Genomic DNA, 21,554 nt, shown 5'->3' with positions numbered 1-21,554 from the left:
GCCTCCCTGACTGCGGTGGTGGTGGAGACGGCGGGCGGGGGGTACGGCGCCTCCCCGCCCGCCGCCGGCTGTGACCGGCCCGGGCCCGAGTGGCCGGAGCCTGGGCCGGGCCCCCTGGCCGGGGGCCCGGCCCGGGGGGCCCGGGCCGGGGGCCGGCCCGATCAAGAAGCCCCTGGGGGCGTCTCACGGATCAGGCCGGACGCTCCTCGAGCCGGTCAGCTCGGAAGCTCCTTGAGCCGGATGTCGCGGAAGGACACCTGATCGTCGGCCCCGTGGTTCTGGAGGCCGATGTAGCCGTCCTTCAGGCTGCGGACCGGGTCGGTGTTGGTGAAGTCGTTGATCTTCACCCCGTTGAGGAACACCTGGAGCCGTTCGCCGCGGACCCGGATCTCGTAGCTGTTCCACTGGCCCGGAGGCCGCAGGACCGCGTCCCGCGCCGCGAGGTCGGCCGACTTGAAGCCGTAGACGGCTCCGGTCGTCCGGTCGGCGGCGTCGGTCGCGTCGATCTGGATCTCGTAGCCCTTGTTCACGGCCGACCAGGGGTCGTCCGAGGCGGGGAAGCCGACGAAGACACCGGAGTTGTCGTCTCCCGCGGCCTTCCAGTCCAGGGTGAGCGAGTAGGAGGAGAACTCCTTGGCCTGGTACCAGAGCATGCCCATGCCGCCGGTGGAGCGGAGTTCGCCGTCGACGACGTCGAAGCCGCCGGGGCCGGCCTGCTTCCAGCCCTCCCGTGTCACGCCGTTGAAGAGGTCGCGGTAGCCCGACTGCGGCCGGCAGTCGGCCGTGACCTGGCCGGTGGCGTAGCGCAGTCCGCCGAGCAGGTGCTGACGGAAGGCGGGTTCGGCGTACGACTCCTTGGTGTGGCCGCCGCCCGTGTAGAAGGACCGGCCGCCCCCGTAGGTCTGGCACCAGGCGATCGGGTGGTCGCCCTTCATCGTGCCGCCCTGGTAGGTCGTCTCGTCGAGGGTGGCCAGGACGCGGGCGGTGCCTCGCGGGTCGGTGCGGTAGTTGTACCACTCATCGGTCCGCTCCCAGGGTCCGTCCAGGTGGGCGGTGGCCGGGTGGGCGTGGTCCTCGACGCGGACGGTGGCGGGCTGGATCTGCGGATGGGAGCTGAAGTAGGCGCCGACGAGGCCGCCGTAGAACCCCCAGTCGTACTCGGTGTCGGCGGCGGCGTGGATGCCCATGTAGCCGCCGCCGGCCGCCACGTACTTCTCGAACGCGGCCTGCTGTGTGGCGTCGAGGACGTCGCCGGTGGTGGAGAGGAAGACGACGGCGTCGTAGCGGGCGAGGTTGGAGGTGGTGAACTGGCGCGGTTCCTCGGTCGCGTCCACGGTGATCTTGCTGTCGGCGCCGAGTTCCTTCAGGGCGGTGATGCCGCTGCCGATGGAGTCGTGCCGGAATCCGGCCGTGCGGGAGAAGACCAGGACCCGTTTGGCGCTGCGGTCGACCGGCGCGTCGGAGAAGGTGAAGTCGTCCAGGTCGTAGAGCGCTCCGGCGCCGCCCTTGAAGACGAGGAAGAGCTCGGTGGTCCGGCGCGGGACGTTGCGCAGGGGTACGTCGACGTCCTGGAAGGTCTCCCAGCCGCCGGTGACCGGGATCGGTGCGGAGCCGAGCAGGGTGCCGGTGGGTGATCCGGTGCGGACCTCCAGGAAGCCGCCGGCGCCGCCGGAGGAGACCCTGGCCGTGAGGCGGGTGGAGCCGGTCAGGTTGTACGGCGTGAAGGAGATCCAGTCGCCGTCCTCGATGTCCCCGACGGTCCGCCCGCCGTGGGCCTCGGTCTTGTCGTAGGTCCTGATGCCGTGCTGGGCGTCGAAGTGCTCGGCCTGGCGGTGGTTCGGCTGGAGCTTGGCCTGGTCGTGGCCGGTGAGCGCGGCCTGGCCGCCGCCTCCGCCGTCGGTGTACTCGGCGTTGAAGACGGCGAAGATGTTGGCGTCGTCGTCGTGGCCGCCGTCGGCCGAGGTCTTGATGGTCCCGGTGCAGCCGTTGGCGGAGGTGACGGGGTGGCCGTGGCTGTCGTGGCCCAGGACGTAGGTCACCTTCACCTTGGAGCAGTCGATCGTCCCGTCCTCGGGGTCGGTGACCCGCACGGTGAAGGGGATCTCGTCGCCGAAGTCGAACAGAGCGCCCTCGGCGGGAAGCTGCAGGGTCACCTTCGGTGCGGTGTTGCCGACGACCACGTGGACGGAGGCGGAGCCGGTGCGGCCCGAGGCGTCGCGGGCGGTGACGGTGGCGACGTAGGTGCCGTTCGTCCGGTAGGTGTGCGTGGGGTCGGCCTCGGCGGAGGTGGTGCCGTCGCCGAAGTCCCAGCTGTAGCCGAGGGCGTCACCGTCGGCGTCGGTGGTGCCGGCCGAGGAGAAGGCGACCTTGAGCGGCGCGGTGCCGGAGGTCTTGTTCGCGCTCGCCTCGGCGACCGGTGAGCGCCCTCCGGTGGCGTTCTCGATGCGGTAGAGGCCGGAGTTCTCGTCTCCGCCGAACCAGGCGGTGCCGTAGTCGAGGACGTAGAGCGCGCCGTCGGGGCCGAAGGCCATGTCCATGATCTGGGTGCCGGTCCACGGCACGGGGTTGATGGACTGGACGGCGCCGTCCGGGCCCTGCTCGATGCGCTTGATCCAGCGCCGGCCGAACTCTCCGGCGAAGAAGTCGCCGTCGTACGACTCCGGGAACTTCACCGGGGAGGTGGAGGCGGCGTCGTAGCGGTAGACGGGCCCGCCCATGGGGGATTCGGAGCCGCTGCCGAACTCGGGTACGGAGCCGCCGTTGTACGGGATCCAGGCGGGCTCGGCCGGCGGCAGATCGACGAGGCCGGTGTTGTGGGGCGAGTCGTTCTTCGGTGCGGCGCAGTCGAAGGCCGCTCCGGAGGTCTTGGTGGCGAAGTCGTAGTCGACGTAGGGGTCGTTGTTCCCGGTGCAGAAGGGCCAGCCGAAGTTGGCGGGCTTGGTGATCCGGGCGAACTCGACCTGGCCGGCGGGTCCGCGGGCGGGGTCGGCCGCTCCCGCGTCGGGGCCGTAGTCGCCGACGTAGAGGACGCCGGTGGCCTTGTCGACGCTGAAGCGGAAGGGGTTGCGGAAGCCCATCGCATAGATCTCGGGCCGGGTCCGGTCGGTACCGGGCGCGAAGAGGTTGCCGCCGGGGACGGTGTACGAGCCGTCGTCGGCGACCTTGATGCGCAGGATCTTGCCGCGCAGGTCGTTGGTGTTGCCGGAGGTGCGGCGGGCGTCGTAGGCGGGGTTGCGGCCGGCGCGCTCGTCGATGGGGGTGTAGCCGTCGGAGGCGAAGGGGTTGGAGTCGTCGCCCGTCGACAGGTAGAGGTTGCCCTGCGCGTCGAAGTCGATGTCGCCGCCGACGTGGCAGCAGATGCCCCGGGTGGCGGGGATGTCGATGACCTTCTTCTCGCTGGCGTTGTCGAGGGTGCCGTCGGCCTTCAGCGTGAAGCGGGAGAGCCGGTTGACGCCGTCGTACGGGGTGAAGTCGGCGGCGGTGCCGTCGTTGGGAGCGTCGCCCGCCGGGGTGTTCAGCGGGGGCGCGTAGTACAGGTAGAGGGCCTTGTTGCGGGCGAAGTCGGGGTCGAGGCCGATGCCCTGGAGGCCCTCCTCGTCGTGGGAGTAGACCGGGATCGTGCCGATGACCTGCGTGTTGCCCGCGGCGTCGGTGCGGCGCAGTTCGCCGTTCCGGGAGGTGTGCAGGACGCTGCGGTCGGGCATCACGGCCAGCGACATGGGCTCGCCGACCTCTTCACCGCCCTTGGCGAGCGTGACCTGCTGGAAGTCCTCGGCGGCGGCCGCGGCGGCCGGGCCGGCGGGGGCGGCCGGGCCGGCCGGGTCGGCGGCGAAGCCCTGCGGGGTGGCCAGGGCGAGCAGTCCGACGGTGATCAGGGCGAGTGGCTTGCTGGCTCGGAGTCGTCTTCCGTACACGAATGTCCTCCGGAGTAGGGCCGGGTGTGCGGGGGTGTCCGGGGAGCCGGCGTGCGCCGTCACGCTGGTCGAATCCCACTATCACGTCATGTACACATCAAGGACCGTATCGGGGTTCGTCCCTGACGGAAAGCCCTTGCGCGGCACTTCGGTCGAACTTTTCACAGAGAGAGGACAAAGCCTCCCGCGGGCAGGGCGGACCGACCCGGCGACGTGACCCGCCTCCGGGCCTGACCTGCGTTCAGAGCGGACGGAGCGTCAGTGATCGCCCCCGAAGGCGGCGTCGAAGGAGGCCGCCGGCGGATCGAAGTCGTACCGCTTGAGGAGGGAAAGCGCTTCCGGGGCGCCGGTCAGCCGATCCATCCCCGCGTCCTCCCACTCCACCGACACGGGACCCGCGTATCCGATCGAGCGGAGCATCCGGAACACGTCCTCCCACGGCACGTCCCCGTGCCCGGCGGAGACGAAGTCCCAGCCGCGCCGCGGATCGCCCCAGGGCAGGTGCGAGCCCAGCCGCCCGTTGCGCCCGTCGAGGCGACGCCGGGCCTCCTTGCAGTCGACGTGGTAGATCCGGTCGCGGAAGTCCCAGAGGAAGCCCACCGGATCGAGGTCCTGCCAGACGAAGTGGCTCGGGTCGAAGTTCAGCCCGAAGGCCGGCCGGTGGTCCACCGCCTCCAGGGCCCGCTGCGTGGTCCAGTAGTCGTAGGCGATCTCGCTGGGGTGCACCTCGTGCGCGAAGCGGACGCCCTCGGCGTCGAAGACGTCCAGGATCGGGTTCCAGCGCTCCGCGAAGTCCTCGAAGCCGCGCTCGATCATCCGCTCCGGCACCGGCGGGAACATCGCGACCAGGTGCCAGATCGACGAGCCGGTGAAGCCGATGACGGTGTCGACGCCGAAGGCCGAGGCGGCCCGGGCGGTGTCCGCCAGCTCGCGCGCCGCCCGCCGGCGCACCCCCTCCGCGTCGCCGTCGCCCCAGATCCGGGGCGGCACGATCGCCTGGTGCCGTTCGTCGATCGGATGGTCGCAGACCGCCTGGCCCACCAGGTGGTTGGAGATCGCCCAGCACTTCAGCCCGTAGCTGTCGAGCAGTGCCCGCCGCCCGTCCAGGTACGAAGGGTCGGAGAGTGCCTTGTCGACCTCGAAATGGTCTCCCCAGCAGGCGAGTTCGAGACCGTCGTAACCGAAGTCGCGGGCGAGCCGGCAGACCTCCTCCAGCGGCAGGTCGGCCCACTGGCCGGTGAAGAGGGTGAAGGGACGGGGCACGGGGACGGCCTCCTTCTGGGCGGTTCGTACAGGGCGGCGGGGTGCGCCCCCGCTGGGGCGGACACCCCGGGCGTCCGGGAGCGGGCGCCCGGACTACTGCGGAACGGGGGTGTAGACGGCGTTCTTCTGCGCGCTCTCCTCCACCGCGGCGAGCACCCGCTGCACCTGGAGGCCGTCCGCGAAGGACGGCGCGGGCGCGGTCCCGGACGCGACGGCGATGACGAGGTCGCGCGCCTGGTGCACGAAGGTGTGCTCGTAGCCGAGCGCGTGGCCCGGAGGCCACCAGCCCTCCAGGTACGGGTGGTCCGGCTCGGTCACCAGGATGCGGCGGAACCCGGCCGAGACGGCCGGCTCGGTGTGGTCGTGGAAGGACAGTTCGTTGAGCCGCTCCAGGTCGAAGGCGAGCGAGCCCTTCTCCCCGTTGATCTCCAGGCGCAGGGCGTTCTTGCGGCCTGCCGCCATCCGCGTCGCCTCGAACGAGGCGAGCGCCCCGGAAGCGAGGCGTCCGGTGAACAGTGCCGCGTCGTCCACCGTCACCGCCCCGTACGCCCCCTCCGCCGCGGCCCCGGAGAGGCCCGCCGACACCCCGGCGAGCCGTGGCCGCTCCCGGACGAAGGTCTCGGTGAGCGCCGACACCCCGACCAGCAGCTCCCCCGTCAGGTGCTGGGCCAGGTCGACGGCGTGCGCCCCGAGGTCCCCGAGGGCCCCCGATCCGGCGTGCTCCCGCTCCAGGCGCCAGGTCAGCGGGAAGTCCGGGTCGACCAGCCAGTCCTGGAGATAGCTCACCCGGACGTGGCGCAGCGCGCCGAGCCGGCCCTGCCTGATCAGGCGGCGGGCGTACGCGATCGCGGGCACCCGGCGGTAGTTGAAGCCGACCATGGCCACCTGGCCGCGGGCGGCGGCGGCCTCGGCAGCGGCGACCATGGCCTCCGCCTCGGCGACGGAGTTGGCGAGCGGCTTCTCGCACAGCACGTGCTTGCCCGCCTCCAGGGCGGCGACGGCGATCTCCGCATGGCTGTCGCCGGGCGTGCACACGTCCACCAGCTGGACGTCGTCCCGGGCGACGAGGGCGCGCCAGTCCGTCTCGGCCGCCGCCCAGCCGTGCCGGTCGGCGGCGGCCCGGACGGCGGCCGGGTCACGGCCCGCGACGGCGGCGAGCACCGGCCGCATCGGCAGGTCGAAGACACGTCCGGCGGTGCGCCAGCCCTGGGAGTGCGCGGCGCCCATGAACGCGTATCCGACCATGCCGACGCCCAGGGTCGGCGGTACGCCCGACCCGCTCCCCCGCGCGGTGCTACCGGCCCTTCCTGCCTCTGTGGAGCCGGCGGCCTCGCCGGGCTCCCCGGCGGCACTCTCCCGCTGTTCCATACGGTTCCTCCGTTTCGTCGTACGCGGCGGCGATCGGTGCGGCGGGGCGGTCGACCCCGCGCCCGCGCCGGTCAGCTGAAGCCGGTGGGCAGGTACTCGTCGACGTTCTCCTTGGTCACGACCGCCGAGTAGAGGGTGATGGAGGCGGGGATCTCCAGCTCCGCCATCCCGCCGACCCCCTTCTGCTGGCCGAGGGCCCGGGCCAGGTCGATGGCGGAGGCGGCCATGGTCGGCGGGTAGAGGACGGTCGCCTTCAGGACGCCGTCGTCGGCCTTGATGGCGTCCATCGCGGACTTGGCGCCGGCGCCGCCGACCATGAGGAAGTCCTTGCGGCCGGCCTGCGCGATGGCGCGCAGCGCGCCCACGCCCTGGTCGTCGTCGTGGTTCCACAGGGCGTCGAACTTCGGCTGCGCCTGCAGGAGCTGGGCCATCTTGGCCTGGCCCGACTCGACGGTGAAGTCGGCCGCCTGGCGGGCCACCTTGCGGATGTTGGGGTAGTTCTTCAGGGCGTCGTCGAAGCCCTGGGTGCGCTGCTTGGTCAGCTCCAGGCTGTCCATGCCGGCCAGCTCGATGACCGTGGCGCCCGGCTTGTCCTTGAGCTTCTCGCCGATGTAGCGCCCGGCGTTGAGACCCATCCCGTAGTTGTCGCCGCCGATCCAGCAGCGGTAGGCCTGCGGGGAGGCGAAGATCCGGTCCAGGTTGATGACCGGGATACCGGCCTTCATGGCCTGGAGGCCGACCTGGGTGAGCGCCTTGCCGTCGGCGGGCAGGATGACCAGGACGTCGACCTTCTTGTTGATCAGGGTCTGGATCTGGCCGATCTGGATCGCGGTGTCGTTGGAGCCCTCGGTGATCTCCAGGGTCACGTCGGAGTACTTCTTGGCCCGGTTCTTGGCGTTCTGGTTGATCGCGTTGAGCCAGCCGTGGTCGGCCTGGGGGCCGGCGAAGCCGATGGTGACGGGGGTGCCGGGCTTGTCGTCGGCGGCCGGGACGTTGCTCGCGGCGGGTGCCTGGTTCTTCGGCTCGTTGCTGGTACAGGCGGTCAGCAGCGCCCCGGCGGAGACGGCGGCGGTGCCGAACAGCAGTCCTCTGCGGCTGGTCTGTTGCATGGCGATGGATCCCTTCGACGGGAGGGGCGGGAGGGAACGGGGTGCGGAGGGCGGGGAGTCGGGGGCGGGGAGTCGGGGGACGGAGGAGGTGGGGAGACGTGGGTGGCGCCGCTCGGGGCGGGTCAGCCCTCACCGCCCCGCACGGTGCGGCGCTGGACCAGGACGGCGGCGACGATGATCGCGCCCTTGGCGATCTGCTGGACGTCGCTCTGGAGGTTGTTGAGCGCGAAGATGTTGGTGATGGTGGTGAAGACCAGGACGCCGAGGACCGAGCCGACGATCGTGCCGCGTCCGCCGGTGAGGAGGGTGCCGCCGATGATCGCGGCGGCGATGGCGTCGAGTTCGTAGAGGTTGCCGTTGGTGTTCTGGCCGGACCCGGACAGGATGATCAGCAGGAACGCGGCGATGCCGCAGCAGAGTCCGGAGAGCAGGTAGAGGTAGAGGCGCTGGCGCCGGACGTCGATGCCGGCGAGGCGCGCGGCCTCGGCGTTGCCGCCGACCGCGACCGTGCGCCGGCCGAAGGTGGTGCGGTTGAGGACGAGCCAGCCGGCGACGGTGACCGCGGCGAAGACGAGGACGAGCGGCGGGATGCCGAGCAGGTACGCGTCGGGGATGCCGAGGTCGAGCACGGAGTCGACGGTGACGATCTGGGTGCGGCCGTCGGTGATCTGGAGGGCGAGTCCGCGGGCGGAGGCGAGCATGGCCAGGGTGGCGATGAAGGGGACCATGCCGCCGTAGGCGACGAGCAGGCCGTTCACCAGACCGCAGCCGAGACCGACGAGCACGGCGGTGAAGAGGATGCCGGCGAAGCCGAACTCCTGGGTGGCGACGGTCGTGGCCCACACGGAGGCGAGGGCGACGATCGCGCCGACCGAGAGGTCGATGCCGCCGCTGGTGATGACGAAGGTCATGCCGACCGTGACGACGCCGATCACGGACGCCTGGGTCAGGACGAGTTGGAGGTTGGAGCCGGCCAGGAACTCGTCCGGTCTCGTGATGCCGCCGACCGCGATCAGTGCGGCGAGCACGCCGAGCAGGGAGAGGTTGCGGACGTCGGCCCTGAGTCCGAGGGGGCGCCGGCCGCCCTCCTGCGCGGGTGCGGGGGTGTTCTTGGCGGTGGACAGCGTCATGACGTCGGGCTCCCTTCCATCACGAGGTCGAGGACACGGTGTTCGTCGAGGTCACGGGCGGGCGCGGTGTGGACGACGCTGCCCTCCCTGAGCACCAGGACGCGGTCGGCGAGGCCGAGGACCTCGGGCACCTCGCTCGACACGAGGAGGACGGCGAGGCCGTCGTCAGCGAGGCGGCGGATCACGGCGTAGAGCTCGGCGCGGGCGCCGACGTCGACACCGCGGGTCGGCTCGTCGAGCAGCAGGACCCGGCAGCCGCGCAGCAGCCAGCGGGCGAGGACGGCCTTCTGCTGGTTGCCGCCGGAGAGCGTGCGGATCGGGGCGTCGGGGTTGTCGGGCCGCAGGGAGAGTTCCCGGGTCGCCGCGCGGGAGGCCGCGCGTTCGCGGGCCCGGTCGATCCAGCCGGCGCGGGAGAAGCGGGCGAGTGAGGAGACGGAGACGTTGCGGGTGACCGACTCCAGCATCAGCAGGCCCTGCGCCTTGCGCTCCTCGGGGGCGAGACCGAGGCCGGCGCGTACGGCGGCCCGGACGCTGCCGGGGCGCAGGGGCCGGCCGTCGACGAGGACCCGGCCGGTGCCGGGGCGGCGGGCGCCGTAGATCGTCTCCAGGATCTCGGAGCGTCCGGAGCCGACGAGTCCGGCCAGTCCGACGATCTCGCCGGGCCGCAGCTCCAGGTCGAGGGGGGTGAACTCGCCCTCCCTGGACAGCCCCTGGACCTGGAGGACGGGGGCGGCGGACGGCGGATCGGCGGGGCGCTCGGGGAAGACGTACTCGACGTTCCGGCCGGTCATCAGGGCGACGATGTCCCGGGTCGGGGTGGACGCGGCGGGCAGTCCGCCCGCCACCGCACGGCCGTCCTTGAGGACGGTGACCCGGTCGCCGATGCGGCGGATCTCCTCCAGGCGGTGCGAGATGTAGACGACGGCGACCCCGTCGGCGGTGAGGTCGGCGACGATGCGGAAGAGGTTGTCGACCTCGTCGGGGTCGAGCGCGGCGGACGGCTCGTCCATCACGATGAGGCGTACCTCGTGCGAGAGCGCGCGGGCCATCGAGACGATCTGCTGCTGGGCGGCGGAGAGGTCGCCGACGAGGCGGGCGGGGTCGATCTCGGGATGTCCGAGTCGGGCGAGGAGCCGGGCGGCCGAGGCCCGGGCGGCGCGGCCCCGGACGACGAAGCCGGCCGTGGTCGGTTCGTGCCCGAGGTGGACGTTCTCCGCCACGGACAGCCCCTCGACCAGGTCGAGTTCCTGGTAGATCGTGGCGATGCCCAGGCGCATGGCGGCGATCGGCGAGCGGAGCCGGACGGGATCCCCGCGCCAGGTGATCTGCCCGTCGTCGGGCTGGTGGGCGCCGGCGAGGACCTTGATGAGCGTGGATTTCCCGGCGCCGTTCTGGCCGAGGAGGCAGTGCACCTCGCCGGGCGTGACCTCCAGGTCGACTCCGTCGAGGGCGCGGACGCCGGGGAACGACTTGGTGATGCCGGACATGGTGAGCAGGGGCGGGGGTGCGGGAGCGTGCGGAGGCGGTTCTGAAGCCATGGCGGACTTCCCCTCGGCGGGTGCGGGTGACGCCTGAGTGGGTGGGCTGGGGTCGGACCGGCGCGCGCGTCCAGGAGGGCGGCCGGGATCGCCGTGCCACCGCCGGCCCGGGGGCGGGGTGGTACGGGAAGCCGCCGCGGCGGGCGCTACGCCGGGGAGAAGAGGTGGTCGCTGATGAGGCGGGCCGCGCCGGTGACCCCGGCGGTCTGGCCCAGCTCGCCGAGCACGATGGGGAGATTGCCGGTGGCCAGGGGGAGGGACTGCCGGTAGACCTGGGTGCGGATACTGGCGAGGAGGTTGTGACCGAGGCCGGTGACCCCGCCGCCGATCACCACCAGACCGGGATTGAAGAAGCTGACGAGTCCGGCGATGACCTGCCCGACCCGGTTGCCGCCCTCACGGATGAGGTCGAGCGAGGTGGCGTCGCCGGCGGCGGCGGCCGCGGCGACGTCCACGGCGGTGAGCCGGCCGTTCGCCGCGAGGCGCGCGGCGAGCTCGTCCGACCTGCCGCCGCGTGCCGCGTCCTCGGCGTCGCGGGCGAGGGCGGCACCGCTGAAGTGGGCTTCCAGGCAGCCCTTGTTGCCGCAGGCGCAGGCGCGGCCGTCGGGCTCGACCTGGATGTGCCCGATGTCGCCGGCGCTGCCCGTCGTCCCGCGGTAGACGTCACCGCCGACGACGATGCCGCAGCCGATGCCGGTACCGATCTTGACGCAGAGGAAGTCGGCGACGGAGCGGGCGACGCCGGCGTGCTGCTCCCCCATGGCCATCAGGTTCACGTCGTTGTCGACCATGACGGGGCAGCCGAGTTCCTGACTGAGGGCCTCCCGTACGGGGAAGCCGTCCCAGCCGGGCATGATCGGCGGGGCGACCGGGACGCCTTCGGGGAAGCGGACCGGGCCGGGGACCCCGATGCCGGCGCCGTCGAAGCCTTCGGCGAGCCCGGAGGCGCGCAGTTTGGCGGCCATCGACAGGGCCTGCTCGAAGATGGCGACGGGTCCTTCGCGGACGTCCATCGGGTGGTTGAGATGCCCGAGCACCTCCAACTCGGCGTTGGTGACGGCGACGTCGATGGACGTGGCGCCGATGTCGATGCCGAGGAAGCGGAGTTCGGGGGCGAGCCGGATGTTGTGCGACCGGCGTCCGCCGCGGGAGGCGGCGAGGCCGTCCGCGACGACGAGGCCGGTCTCCAGGAGCCGGTCGACCTCGACGGCGAGTTTGGAACGTGAGAGGTCGATCTGATCGCCCAGCTGTGCACGGGAGTTGGGACCTCCGTCGCGCAGCAGTCGGAGCAGTCGCGCCTGGTGCGCGTTGGCAGGTCGTGCCGTCATGCGTCTCACGCGCCCCTCCCCTGTCGAAGTCCGCCGGCGTTCCGTCGTGCTTTCGAGGGGAACGTAGCAGCGGTGTCCCGGAGTGGGAAGGACTTGCGCAGCAATCCATCACGACTTCTTCCCGACTGAGGACAAAGCCGTTCGGGGAGTGTTCAGACGGCGGCCCGGTGGACCCCGGCGGGGCGGACCGTGTCCGTACGGGCCTCGCGGGGAGCGGCCGGCGCGGGGCGGACCTCGGCCAGGCGGGCGAAGACGACGACGTTGCCGTCGTAGCCGGCGCCCTCGGTGAAGCGGCCCCCGCAGGTGAGGACGCGCAGTTCGGGCGCGGCGGCGGGCCGGTAGACCCGCTCGGCGGGGAAGCCCTCCTGGGGGACGACCTCGACGCCGTACACGGAGAAGACGGCCGTGCGGCCGTCCTGCCGGGCGACCTCGATGCGCTGCCCCTTGCGAAGCGCTCCGAGGTCGAAGAAGACGGCCCGGCCGGCCGGAGTGTCGACATGGCCCACGACGACGGCGGTCCCCTTCTCCCCCGGCGTGACGGCGCCGGTGAACCAGCCGGCCAGGTTCCGGTCCCTGGCCGTCGGGGTGTCGATGCCACCCCTGCCGTCGAGGCCGACGGCGACGACCGGGGCGTCGATGCCCGCGCCCGGCACCCGGACGCGGGCCGGGCGGGAGGCGGGCAGCGGACCGGGGGTGGCGGGCGGGTCGGCCGCGGCGGCGCGGGGGTCGGGGGCCGCGGCGGCGACGGGCTGCGGCGGCGGCCGGTCGGCACGCCACTCCGCCGTCCCGGTGCGCACCAGGTGCACGCCGATCAGCAGCACGACGATCACGACGCCCCAGGCGCCGCGGCTGCCCACGCCCATCTGCCCCTGCACGATCCGTACCGTTCCCTTCCCGCTCGCCGCTCGCGCGCGGCCCGAACCCGGCCGCCCGCGCGATGACGCCCCTCCGCCCCGGGCCTCGTCACCCCGGGGCGGAGGGGCCGCTTCCGCCGGTCCCGCCGTCAGCCTCGGCCGGCGGCGCGGCGGCGGCGCATCAGCAGGACGCCGCCTCCGCCGAGCGCGCCCGCGATCAACGCGGAGCCCGCGGCCACCTCGGCGGTGCCGAGCCCGCCGGCGCCCGCGGAACCGCTGCCGAAGCCGGCCCTGACGCCCCGGTGGGCGCCGGTGTCACCGGTGCCGGTCGTCGTGCCGGTGTGACCGCCCGCGTCGCGGGCGACGGTGAGCATGGCGGTGCCGCGCTCGCCCTTGCAGTCGAAGGTCACCTCGTACTGCGCGTCCACCCTGGCCTCGACGTCGATGACGGCCGTGCCCTGGCCGCTGCCGTCGAGCGTGACGGTCTCGAAGATGCCCGAGGTGACGGTCACGGACGGCACCTCGCAGCCGTCGGACTTGAGGGTGACCGTGCCGCCGGGGGCGATCTTCGCCGGTGTCACCGAGTAGCCGAACGAGGTGATGTCGCTCCTGGTCCCGTCCGTTCCTGTGTCGTCGGCCCCCACACCGCCGGTCGCGGTGCCGGGAGTGCCGGTGGGGGTGCCGGGAGTACCGGTGAGGGTGCCGGGGAGACCCGGGGTACCGGTACCGGGGGTGCCGGTGCCGCCCGCGGTATCGCTGCCGGTGCCGTGCGCCGCAGCGCCGTCGCCGGCGCCTCCCGTGACCGCGTCTCCCGTGAGCGCGCCGCCCGTTCCGCCGGTGCTCGTACCGCCGCTCGCCGGACCGCCGTCGCCGGTGGCGCTGCCCGGGACGTCACCCACGGGCACCTCGTCGGCCAGCGCCGGCGGCGTGACGAGGGACAGGGCGACGGTGGCGAGCAGGGCGGCGGAAGCGACGCGTATCGCGCGCATGACGGTCCTCCAGATCACGCGAGGGTCCGTGCGGGATTTTCCGCATACGGCAGGAAACGACCCTCACCGCGATCGAAGCTAGGCCGCCCCCCGGCACGCCGCCACCGGGCTCCGCCGGACGGAGCACCGGACCACCCTCAAGGGGGTGCCCCGCCGATCGGCCAGGGAGCGGCGAGCGACCGTGGGCGGCCCGGCGGGACCGGCGGGAGACCAGGGTGACACCGCCCTAGGGGACCCGGACGACCTGACCGGCGTACGAGAGGTTGCCGCCGAAGCCGAAGAGCAGTGCGGGTGCGCCGGAGGGCAGTTCGCCGCGCTCGACCAGCTTGGACAGGGCCATCGGGATCGAGGCGGCCGAGGTGTTGCCGGACTCGACCACGTCCCGGGCGACGATCGCGTTGACCGCGCCGATCTTCGCGGCGAGGGGCTCGATGATCCGCAGGTTGGCCTGGTGCAGCACGACGCCCGCGAGGTCCTCCGGCGTCAGGCCGGACCGCTCGCACGCCTGCCGGGCGAGCGCGGGCAGCTGCTGGGTGGCCCAGCGGTAGACCGACTGGCCCTCCTGGGCGAAGCGCGGCGGGGTGCCCTCGATGCGGACGGCGTGGCCCATCTCCGGGACCGAGCCCCACAGGACCGGGCCGATGCCCGGCTCCTGGCCTTCCGGCACCGGCTCGACGATCGCCGCGCCGGCACCGTCCCCCACCAGGACGCAGGTGGTGCGGTCGCTCCAGTCCACCACCTCGGTCATCTTGTCCGCGCCGATCACCAGCGCGCGACGGGCCGCGCCCGCCCGCACCGTGTGGTCGGCGGTGGCGAGCGCATGGGTGAATCCGGCGCAGACCACGTTCAGGTCGAGGGTGGCGGGCGAGCGCATGCCGAGCCGGGCGGCGACCCGGGCGGCCGTGTTCGGCGAACGGTCGATCGCCGTGGACGTGGCGACCAGCACGAGGTCGATGTCCTCGGGGCCGAGACCGGCGGTGGCGAGCGCCTTGCCCGCGGCGTGCGCGGCCAGCTCGTCGACCGGCTCGTCGGGCCCGGCGACGTGGCGGGTGCGGATGCCGACCCGGCTCCGGATCCACTCGTCGCTGGTGTCGACCAGCGCGGCCAGGTCCTCGTTGGTCAGTGTCTTCGCGGGCTGATAGTGCCCGAGCGCGGCGATACGAGTGCCGGTCATGCCCGGGACCCCCTAGGAGCTCGAAAGTGCAGGAACCACACAGTCTTGCCAGCGACTCATGGGTAACAGGACACGTAAACCACCAAGATTCACCCGAACCTGTTGGGCGACCGTGACAACAGCCGTGCGGGCGCTGCCCGGGCCGGCTCCCGCCCGGGCCCGCTCCACGGCCCGGTTCGTCCCCTCCCCGGGGGTGCAGGACAATGGGGCGTCGAGGTCAGCGCCGCCCTGAGGTCCCGTCGATCCTGCCGGATCCAGGGAGGGCTCCGCCGCGGGGTTTCCCGCACGTACAGAATCGGGTGTAGGCACCATGGGACGGGTCACCGAACGACGACGCGTCATCCGGATCCGGGGCGGCGCCGTGAACGAGCGCCCCGACACCCTGGTCGCCGAGGAGCCCCTGGAGATCCGGCTGAACGGCCGGCCGCTCGCCATCACCATGCGCACGCCGGGCGACGACTTCGCCCTGGCCGCCGGGTTCCTGGTGAGCGAGGGGGTGCTCGGCGCCGCCGCCGAGGTCCGGAACATCGTCTACTGCGCGGGCGCCAAGGACGACGGCACGAACACGTACAACGTGGTGGACGTGCAGCTGGCGCCCGGTGTCCCGGTCCCGGACATCAGTCTGGAGCGGAACGTCTACACGACGTCGTCGTGCGGGCTGTGCGGCAAGGCCAGCCTGGACGCCGTACGGACCACGACGCGGTTCCCGATCGCCGACACTCCCCCGGTCCGTCTCACGCCCGAGCTGCTGTCCCTGCTCCCGGATCGGCTGCGGGCCGCGCAGCGGGTCTTCGACCGGACCGGCGGTCTGCACGCGGCAGCGCTGTTCTCCGAGGACGGCGAACTGCTCGACGTCCGCGAGGACGTGGGCCGCCACAACGCGGTGGACAAACTCGTGGGCCGCGCGCTGCGGGAGGATCTGCTGCCCCTGGACCGGGCGGTGCTGCTGGTCTCCGGCCGGGCCTCGTTCGAACTGGCACAGAAGGCGGTGATGGCCGGCATCCCCGTGCTCGCGGCGGTCTCGGCGCCGTCGTCGCTGGCGGTGGACCTGGCGGCGGAGACCGGTCTGACGCTGGTGGGCTTCCTGCGCGGCGCCGACATGAACGTGTACGCGGGCGAGCACCGGATCGTCCTCGGGGCGGCGGCCTCCCGGAACTGACGGAGCCCGCCCCTGGACGAGGGGCGGTCCGCGACGAAGAACGGCCCCTGGACGAGGGGCGACCCTCGGACGATGGAACGGCCCCTGGACGAGGGGCGGTCCGCGCGTGGCCGGCCACCGTGCGGGACGGGGCCGCGGCGGGCAGCGGGGTGCTCGCCGCGGTCGCGTCCCCGCAGCAGCTGCTCGGCCCCTGATCCGACCGGTGTCCGGGTCCGGAACCGTCGCCCCGGGTGCGGGCCGCGACGGTCGGCGGACCCGGCGTGGCCGCCCTCGGGCGGGCGCGTCAGCGGGCGCGGCGCTTCGCCTCGGCCGGCGGGTCGATCATCTGGAGGGTGAGGGTGGCCGGAGCCTCGGCGATGCCGGGGCCGCCCGCCGCCGTCCAGGCGAGGATGTCGTCGACGCAGTCGTCGTCCGCGGTGAAGCCGATCCACGCGGCCCTGCCGCCGCGCCGCCGGCCCTCGGTGGACGGCTGGACGACCACGACGTTGGCCTGGGCGCAGGGGCCGAGGCAGTCGCTGACGCGGACCGCGAGCCGGCCGCCGGATTCGGCCGCGGCCCGGCGGAGCCGGGCGAGCTGGCCGGCGTGGTCGACGCCGGGGTTCTTGCGGGCGTCGCCGCAGCAGCAGCCACGGCAGACGACGAGGGAGCAGGGGCGGGCTCCGTAACGTATCGGGATCGGGCTCACTCCGGCTTCCCGTCCAGGGTGATCGCCGCGCTCTCGGCGACGGTGCCGAGGCGGGGGAAGTCGAGCGTGACCGACGCGTGGTGCTCGTCGGCGGTGAGCGCGGCCATGGCGTCCTCGGCGAAGACCAGGTCGTAGCCGAGGTCGGCCGCGGCGCGGGCGGTGGACTCGACGCCGAGGTTGGTGGCGATGCCGCCGAACACCACGGTGGAGACGGACCGTTCGGCGAGGAGTTCGTGAAGTCCGGTGCCCTGGAAGCCGCCGATGGTCCGCTTGACGACGACGTGGTCGCCCTCGTGGACGAGGGAGGGCACGAGCTCGCTGCCGGGGGGCTGGGTGTCGACGTGGGGACGCTCGACCCGGATGTGGACGACGGGTGCGCCGGCGGCCCGGAAGGTGTCGGCGAGCCGGGTCGCGGCCGTGACGACATCGGATCCGGCACGGGGGGCGAGGGGCAGCGCGACGATGCGTTCCATCAGGTCGACGAGGACGAGCGCCGCGCGGCGGGGATCGAGAGCGGTCATGGGAGCACCGTAGCGGGCTCGTTGATCATCGCGGCGCGGACCGTGTGTGATCCCGCCGACGCCGGACACGAGGCCCGGCACCGGGGCGACGACCAGCCGTCCGATGCCGGCCGTGCGCGATCCCGCCGACGTCCTGCCCGCGACGCCCGGCACCGGAGTCCGGACGTACCGGTCAGGCCGGGCCCGGGACCGCCGTCGCCCGTTCCGCCTCCTCGGCCGTACCGCGGTCCGCGGCCGGCTCCTCGGGGTCGCGGGAGCGGCGCTTCGCGATGACCGCGCAGACCATGAGCTGCATCTGGTGGAAGAGCATCAGCGGCAGGACGGCCAGCGAGGCGTGGGCCCCGAAGAGCACGCTCGCCATCGGCAGCCCCGCGGCCAGGCTCTTCTTCGAGCCGGCGAACTGGACGGCGATCCGGTCCTCCCGTCCGAAGCCGAGCCGCCTCGCCCCGTACCAGGTCAGCGCCAGCATCACCGCGAGCAGCACGGCCTCGACTGCCAGCAGCAGCCCCAGCCGGGCCGGGGTGACCTGGTGCCAGATCCCGGCGACCATGCCCTGGCTGAAGGCGGTGTAGACGACGAGCAGGATCGAACCGCGGTCGACGTACCCGAGCACCTTCCGGCGCCGGGCGAGGAATCCGCCCACCCACGGGCGCAGGAGCTGCCCGGCCACGAAGGGGACCAGCAGCTGGAGCACGATCCGCGCCAGGGAGTCCGCGGAGAAGCCGCCCGCGTCGCCGCCGAGCAGGGCCGCGGCGAGCAGCGGGGTCAGCACGATGCCGGCGAGGGAGGAGAAGGAGCCCGCGCAGATCGCGGCCGGCACGTTGCCGCGGGCGATCGAGGTGAACGCGATCGAGGACTGGATCGTGGAGGGCACCAGGCACAGGAAGAGGAACCCGCTGTACAGCGCGGGCGTCAGAACGGCCGGAACGAGCCCCCGCGCGGCGAGGCCGAACAGGGGGAAGACCAGGAAGGTGGCGCCGAGGACGGTCAGGTGGAGCCGCCAGTGCCGGAGTCCGTCGAGTGCCTCGCGGGTGGACAGCCGGGCGCCGTAGAGGAAGAAGAGCAGCGCGATCGCCGCCGTCGACGCGCCCTCCGCGAGGTCCGCCGCCGCCCCCGAGGCGGGCAGCAGGGCCGCGAGGCCGACCGTGCCGAGCAGCGCCAGGACGTACGGATCGAGGGGCAGCCAGGACGGCAGGGGGGTCGTACGGCGGCTCATGGGCTCCACTGCTCTGTTCGCTCGTTCGGGGTCGCGCCGCCCCTGGGCGGCCGCACCGGCCCGACGGCCGGCGCGGCCGGGACGGGGTCGTCCGGCTCGGCGGGGTGCCGTCGCGTCCGGGCCGAGTCGTACCCTCCCCATCCTGCTCCGGGCTTCTGCGATCGGGAATCCCGTACAGCGCTCTGACTGTCATCACGTTTCGCGATGGCCGTGGCGCACGGGGCGCCGTAGCCTCGGGGGGTGTACGAACCGTCCCAGCTGCGCACCTTCCTCGCGGTCGCCCAGACGCTGAGCTTCACCCAGGCCGCACGGCGTCTCGGGCTGCGGCAGTCGACCGTCAGCCAGCACGTCCGGCGGCTGGAGGAGGCCACGGGCCGGCCTCTGTTCACCCGGGACACCCACAGCGTGGAGCTGACCGAGGACGGCGAGGCGATGCTCGGCTTCGCCCGGACGATCCTGCAGGCCCACGAGCGGGCCGCGGCCTTCTTCACCGGGACGCGGCTGCGGGGGCGGTTGCGGTTCGGGGCCTCGGAGGACTTCGTGGTGACGCGGCTGCCCGAGATCCTTGAGTCGTTCCGGCGTGAGCACCCCGAGGTGGATCTGGAGCTGACGGTCGAGCTGTCCGGGACGCTGAACGCCCGCCTGGAGGCCGGTCGGCTGGATCTGATCCTGGCGAAGCGACGGGCCGAGGAGAGCGGCGGCGAGCTGGTCTGGCAGGACGCCCTGATCTGGATCGGGTCGCCGCAGCTGCGTCTCGATCCGGAGCGCCCGGTGCCGCTGATCGTCTTCCCGCCGCCGGGCATCACCCGCGCCCGGGCGCTCGAGGCGCTGGAGGCGCAGGGCCGCGCCTGGCGGATCGTGTGCACGAGTACGAGCCTGAGCGGCACGGTCGCGGCGGCGCGCGCCGGTCTCGGCGTGATGGCCCACACCCGCGGCCTGGTCCCGCCGGGGCTCACGCCGGTGCCGGCCCGGGCGGGGCTGCCGGATCTCGGGGAGGTCGACTTCGTCCTGCGCAAGGGACGGCGACGCGGGGCGACCCAGGAGGCGGCCGACGCCCTGGCCGCGGCGATCCTGGCGGGCGGCGACCGCCTGCACCGACCGCGCTGATCGCCGACGGGTCCGACGAGCGCCCCGCCCCTGCCCCCACCTCGCCGTTCGGCCGCGTCCGGCCCCGCTCCGCCCCGGCTCGGGACGGCGAGTGAGCGCTCGGTACAGATTCCGTGGAGATTCGGGCCCAGGCTGCTTACCGAACAGTCAGTAACGAGGCCAGGGCCGCCGCCACTTGCCCGCTCCCGCGCCGCTGACCTGTGACAACGCCCAATGTCCCGGCTTGGTGAAGCCCCTCCCGCCCGGCAGTCGGGTGGGGTACCGTCACCCGCGCCGTACGGAGCGCGACAACGAGCGGTCGAGGAGCAGGTCATTGCGCGAGTTCACCGTGCCGCCCGTCGAGGCGGCGCCTCAGGTCGGCGGTCTGGCGGACGCCGTGTTCGACCACGCCCAGGAACACCCGGACCACGTCGCCCTCGGCCGGAAGGACGCCGCGGGGCAGTGGCGTGAGGTCACGTCCGCGCAGTTCCGGGACCAGGTGCTCGCCCTCGCGAAGGGCCTGATCGCCCACGGCGTCCGGTTCGGCGACCGGGTCGCCATCATGTCGAGGACCCGCTACGAGTGGACCCTGTTCGACTTCGCCCTGTGGACCCTGGGCGCCCAGCCCGTGCCGATCTACCCGACGTCCTCCGCCGACCAGGTCTACTGGATGCTGCACGACGCCGAGGTCACGGCGTGCGTCGTGGAGCACGAGGACCACGCCATGACCATCGGCTCGGTCATCGACCGGCTGCCCCGGCTCCAGCGGCTGTGGCAGCTGGACTCGGGCGACGGCGCGGTCGCCGAGCTGGTGGCGGCCGGAGCGGCGATCGACGAGGACGTGGTGCACCGGCACCGGCGGGCGGTCACTCCCGACTCCGTCGCCACGGTCATCTACACGTCGGGCACCACCGGCCGCCCCAAGGGCTGCGTGATCACCCACGCCAACTTCATGTTCGAGACGGACATGCTGATCGGACGCTGGGAGCCGGTCTTCCACTCCAAGCCTGGCGACGAGGCGTCCACGCTGCTCTTCCTCCCGCTGGCGCACGTCTTCGGGCGGATGGTGGAGGTCGCGGCGATCCGGGGCGGGGTGAAGCTGGGGCACCAGCCTGCGCTCAACGCGGCCGCCCTGCTGCCGGACCTCGCCTCCTTCCGGCCGACGTTCATCCTGGCCGTCCCCTACGTCCTGGAGAAGGTCTTCCACGCGGCGCGCCGCAAGGCGGAGACCGACGGGAAGGCGGGCCCGTACGACAAGGCCGTCGACGTGGCGGTCAAGTACGCGGAGGCGCTGGAGCACAAGGCGTTCGGCCTCGGTCCCGGGCCGTCGGCCGGGCTGCGGATGCAGCACCAGTTCTTCGAGAAGATGGTCTACGGCAAGGTCCGGGAGGCGATGGGCGGCCGGGTCCGGCACGCGATGTCGGGCGGCTCCGGGATGGACCGGAGACTCGGGCTGTTCTTCGAGGGGGCCGGGGTGACCGTCTTCGAGGGGTACGGCTTGACGGAGTCCTCGGCGGCGGCGACGGCGAACCCGCCTGAGCGGACGAAGTACGGGACGGTGGGGCAGCCGGTCCCGGGGACGACGGTGCACATCGCGGAGGACGGGGAGGTGTGGCTGCACGGCGGCCACGTCTTCTCGGGGTACCTGAACCACCCGCAGGCCACCGCCGCCGTGCTGAACGACGGCTGGCTCGCCACGGGCGACCTGGGGATGCTCGACGAGGACGGCTATCTGACGATCACCGGGCGGAAGAAGGAGATCCTGGTGACCTCGGGCGGCAAGAGCGTGTCGCCGACCGGGCTGGAGGAGCGGGTGCGCGCCCATCCGCTGATCGCGCAGTGCATCGTGGTGGGCAACGACCGGCCGTACATCGCCGCACTGGTGACGATGGATCAGGAGGCGGTGGAGCACTGGCTGTCGATCCAGGGGCGGCCTCCGATGTCCCCGGCGGATCTGGTGCGCGACCCGAGCCTGGAGACCGAGATCAGGCGGGCGGTGGTGGCCGCCAACACCTTGGTGTCGCAGGCCGAGTCCATCCGTACGTTCCGGATCCTGGCGCATCCGTTCAGCGAGGAGCACGGCCTGCTCACCCCTTCCCTGAAGCTGAAGCGGAAGGCGATCGAGAAGGCGTACGCGACGGAGGTCGAGGCGCTGTACGGCTGAGTCCCGCTCCGGCGAACATTTCTGATGGTTCGTCAATTGACGGTGCATCAGTTATT

Annotated in this window: 16 protein-coding genes; 3 read left to right on the top strand and 13 right to left on the bottom strand. The window is 72.9% G+C overall.

Annotated elements, in window-relative coordinates; all coding sequences use genetic code 11:
- Positions 1-215: 215 nt before the first annotated feature.
- The 10 genes from ACGFZF_RS11500 to ACGFZF_RS11455 all read right to left on the bottom strand — a co-directional run bounded on the left by ACGFZF_RS11500 (position 216) and on the right by ACGFZF_RS11455 (position 14,667).
- Entirely contained in the window at positions 216-3,914 is a 3,699-nt protein-coding gene (locus tag ACGFZF_RS11500; protein ID WP_393553344.1) for a ThuA domain-containing protein, read from the bottom strand.
- Between the two features lie 258 nt (positions 3,915-4,172).
- Positions 4,173-5,177: a sugar phosphate isomerase/epimerase family protein gene (locus ACGFZF_RS11495; RefSeq protein WP_393553342.1), complete on the bottom strand. Its 1,005-nt coding sequence runs from the start codon at positions 5,175-5,177 to the stop codon at positions 4,173-4,175.
- 93 nt (positions 5,178-5,270) lie between these two features.
- On the bottom strand, positions 5,271-6,422 hold the full coding sequence (locus tag ACGFZF_RS11490; protein ID WP_393553738.1) for a Gfo/Idh/MocA family protein: 1,152 nt from the start codon (positions 6,420-6,422) through the stop codon (positions 5,271-5,273).
- A gap of 194 nt (positions 6,423-6,616) precedes the next feature.
- Positions 6,617-7,654 (bottom strand): substrate-binding domain-containing protein, encoded by a 1,038-nt coding sequence (locus ACGFZF_RS11485; protein ID WP_393553340.1) that lies wholly within the window; start codon positions 7,652-7,654, stop codon positions 6,617-6,619.
- Between the two features lie 122 nt (positions 7,655-7,776).
- A complete protein-coding gene (locus ACGFZF_RS11480; RefSeq protein ID WP_393553338.1) occupies positions 7,777-8,784 on the bottom strand; it encodes an ABC transporter permease in 1,008 nt (335 codons plus the stop codon).
- On the bottom strand, positions 8,781-10,271 hold the full coding sequence (locus ACGFZF_RS11475; RefSeq protein ID WP_393553735.1) for a sugar ABC transporter ATP-binding protein: 1,491 nt from the start codon (positions 10,269-10,271) through the stop codon (positions 8,781-8,783). The genes ACGFZF_RS11480 and ACGFZF_RS11475 overlap by 4 nt, the downstream gene beginning before the upstream one ends.
- 197 nt (positions 10,272-10,468) lie before the next feature.
- Complete coding sequence (locus tag ACGFZF_RS11470) at positions 10,469-11,650, bottom strand: ROK family transcriptional regulator (RefSeq protein WP_356776584.1); 1,182 nt, start codon at positions 11,648-11,650, stop codon at positions 10,469-10,471.
- 152 nt (positions 11,651-11,802) lie between these two features.
- Positions 11,803-12,513, bottom strand: a complete 711-nt coding sequence (locus ACGFZF_RS11465; protein WP_393553733.1) for a class F sortase — start codon at positions 12,511-12,513, stop codon at positions 11,803-11,805.
- 140 nt (positions 12,514-12,653) lie between these two features.
- Positions 12,654-13,493, bottom strand: coding sequence for a hypothetical protein (locus ACGFZF_RS11460; RefSeq protein ID WP_393553335.1), 840 nt, complete (start codon positions 13,491-13,493; stop codon positions 12,654-12,656).
- 226 nt (positions 13,494-13,719) lie between these two features.
- A complete protein-coding gene (locus ACGFZF_RS11455; RefSeq protein ID WP_393553333.1) occupies positions 13,720-14,667 on the bottom strand; it encodes a beta-ketoacyl-ACP synthase III in 948 nt (315 codons plus the stop codon).
- A gap of 310 nt (positions 14,668-14,977) precedes the next feature.
- On the opposite strand from ACGFZF_RS11455, the gene fdhD reads away from it, so the two are divergent.
- Positions 14,978-15,826, top strand: coding sequence for a formate dehydrogenase accessory sulfurtransferase FdhD (gene fdhD / locus ACGFZF_RS11450; RefSeq protein WP_393553331.1), 849 nt, complete (start codon positions 14,978-14,980; stop codon positions 15,824-15,826).
- A gap of 283 nt (positions 15,827-16,109) precedes the next feature.
- Here fdhD and ACGFZF_RS11445 read toward each other — a convergent pair whose 3' ends face one another.
- From ACGFZF_RS11445 to ACGFZF_RS11435, 3 genes are all read right to left on the bottom strand, one after another.
- A complete protein-coding gene (locus ACGFZF_RS11445) occupies positions 16,110-16,511 on the bottom strand; it encodes a (2Fe-2S) ferredoxin domain-containing protein (RefSeq protein WP_393553329.1) in 402 nt (133 codons plus the stop codon).
- Positions 16,508-17,032 carry an isochorismatase family protein gene (locus ACGFZF_RS11440; protein ID WP_393553327.1) on the bottom strand — a complete coding sequence of 175 codons (525 nt, stop codon included), beginning with the start codon at positions 17,030-17,032 and terminating at the stop codon, positions 16,508-16,510. The genes ACGFZF_RS11445 and ACGFZF_RS11440 overlap by 4 nt, the downstream gene beginning before the upstream one ends.
- A 172-nt stretch (positions 17,033-17,204) precedes the next feature.
- Positions 17,205-18,248 (bottom strand): bile acid:sodium symporter family protein, encoded by a 1,044-nt coding sequence (locus ACGFZF_RS11435; protein WP_393553325.1) that lies wholly within the window; start codon positions 18,246-18,248, stop codon positions 17,205-17,207.
- A gap of 240 nt (positions 18,249-18,488) precedes the next feature.
- Here ACGFZF_RS11435 and ACGFZF_RS11430 point away from each other — a divergent pair, with 240 nt between their 5' ends.
- Positions 18,489-19,355, top strand: coding sequence for a LysR substrate-binding domain-containing protein (locus tag ACGFZF_RS11430; RefSeq protein ID WP_393553323.1), 867 nt, complete (start codon positions 18,489-18,491; stop codon positions 19,353-19,355).
- Between the two features lie 313 nt (positions 19,356-19,668).
- Positions 19,669-21,498 carry an AMP-dependent synthetase/ligase gene (locus ACGFZF_RS11425; RefSeq protein ID WP_393553321.1) on the top strand — a complete coding sequence of 610 codons (1,830 nt, stop codon included), beginning with the start codon at positions 19,669-19,671 and terminating at the stop codon, positions 21,496-21,498.
- Positions 21,499-21,554: the final 56 nt, after the last annotated feature.

The sequence above is a fragment of the Streptomyces sp. NPDC048338 genome (genome assembly GCF_043201055.1).
Lineage (GTDB): Bacteria > Actinomycetota > Actinomycetes > Streptomycetales > Streptomycetaceae > Streptomyces.
This window is presented reverse-complemented; position numbering and strand designations above follow the sequence as displayed.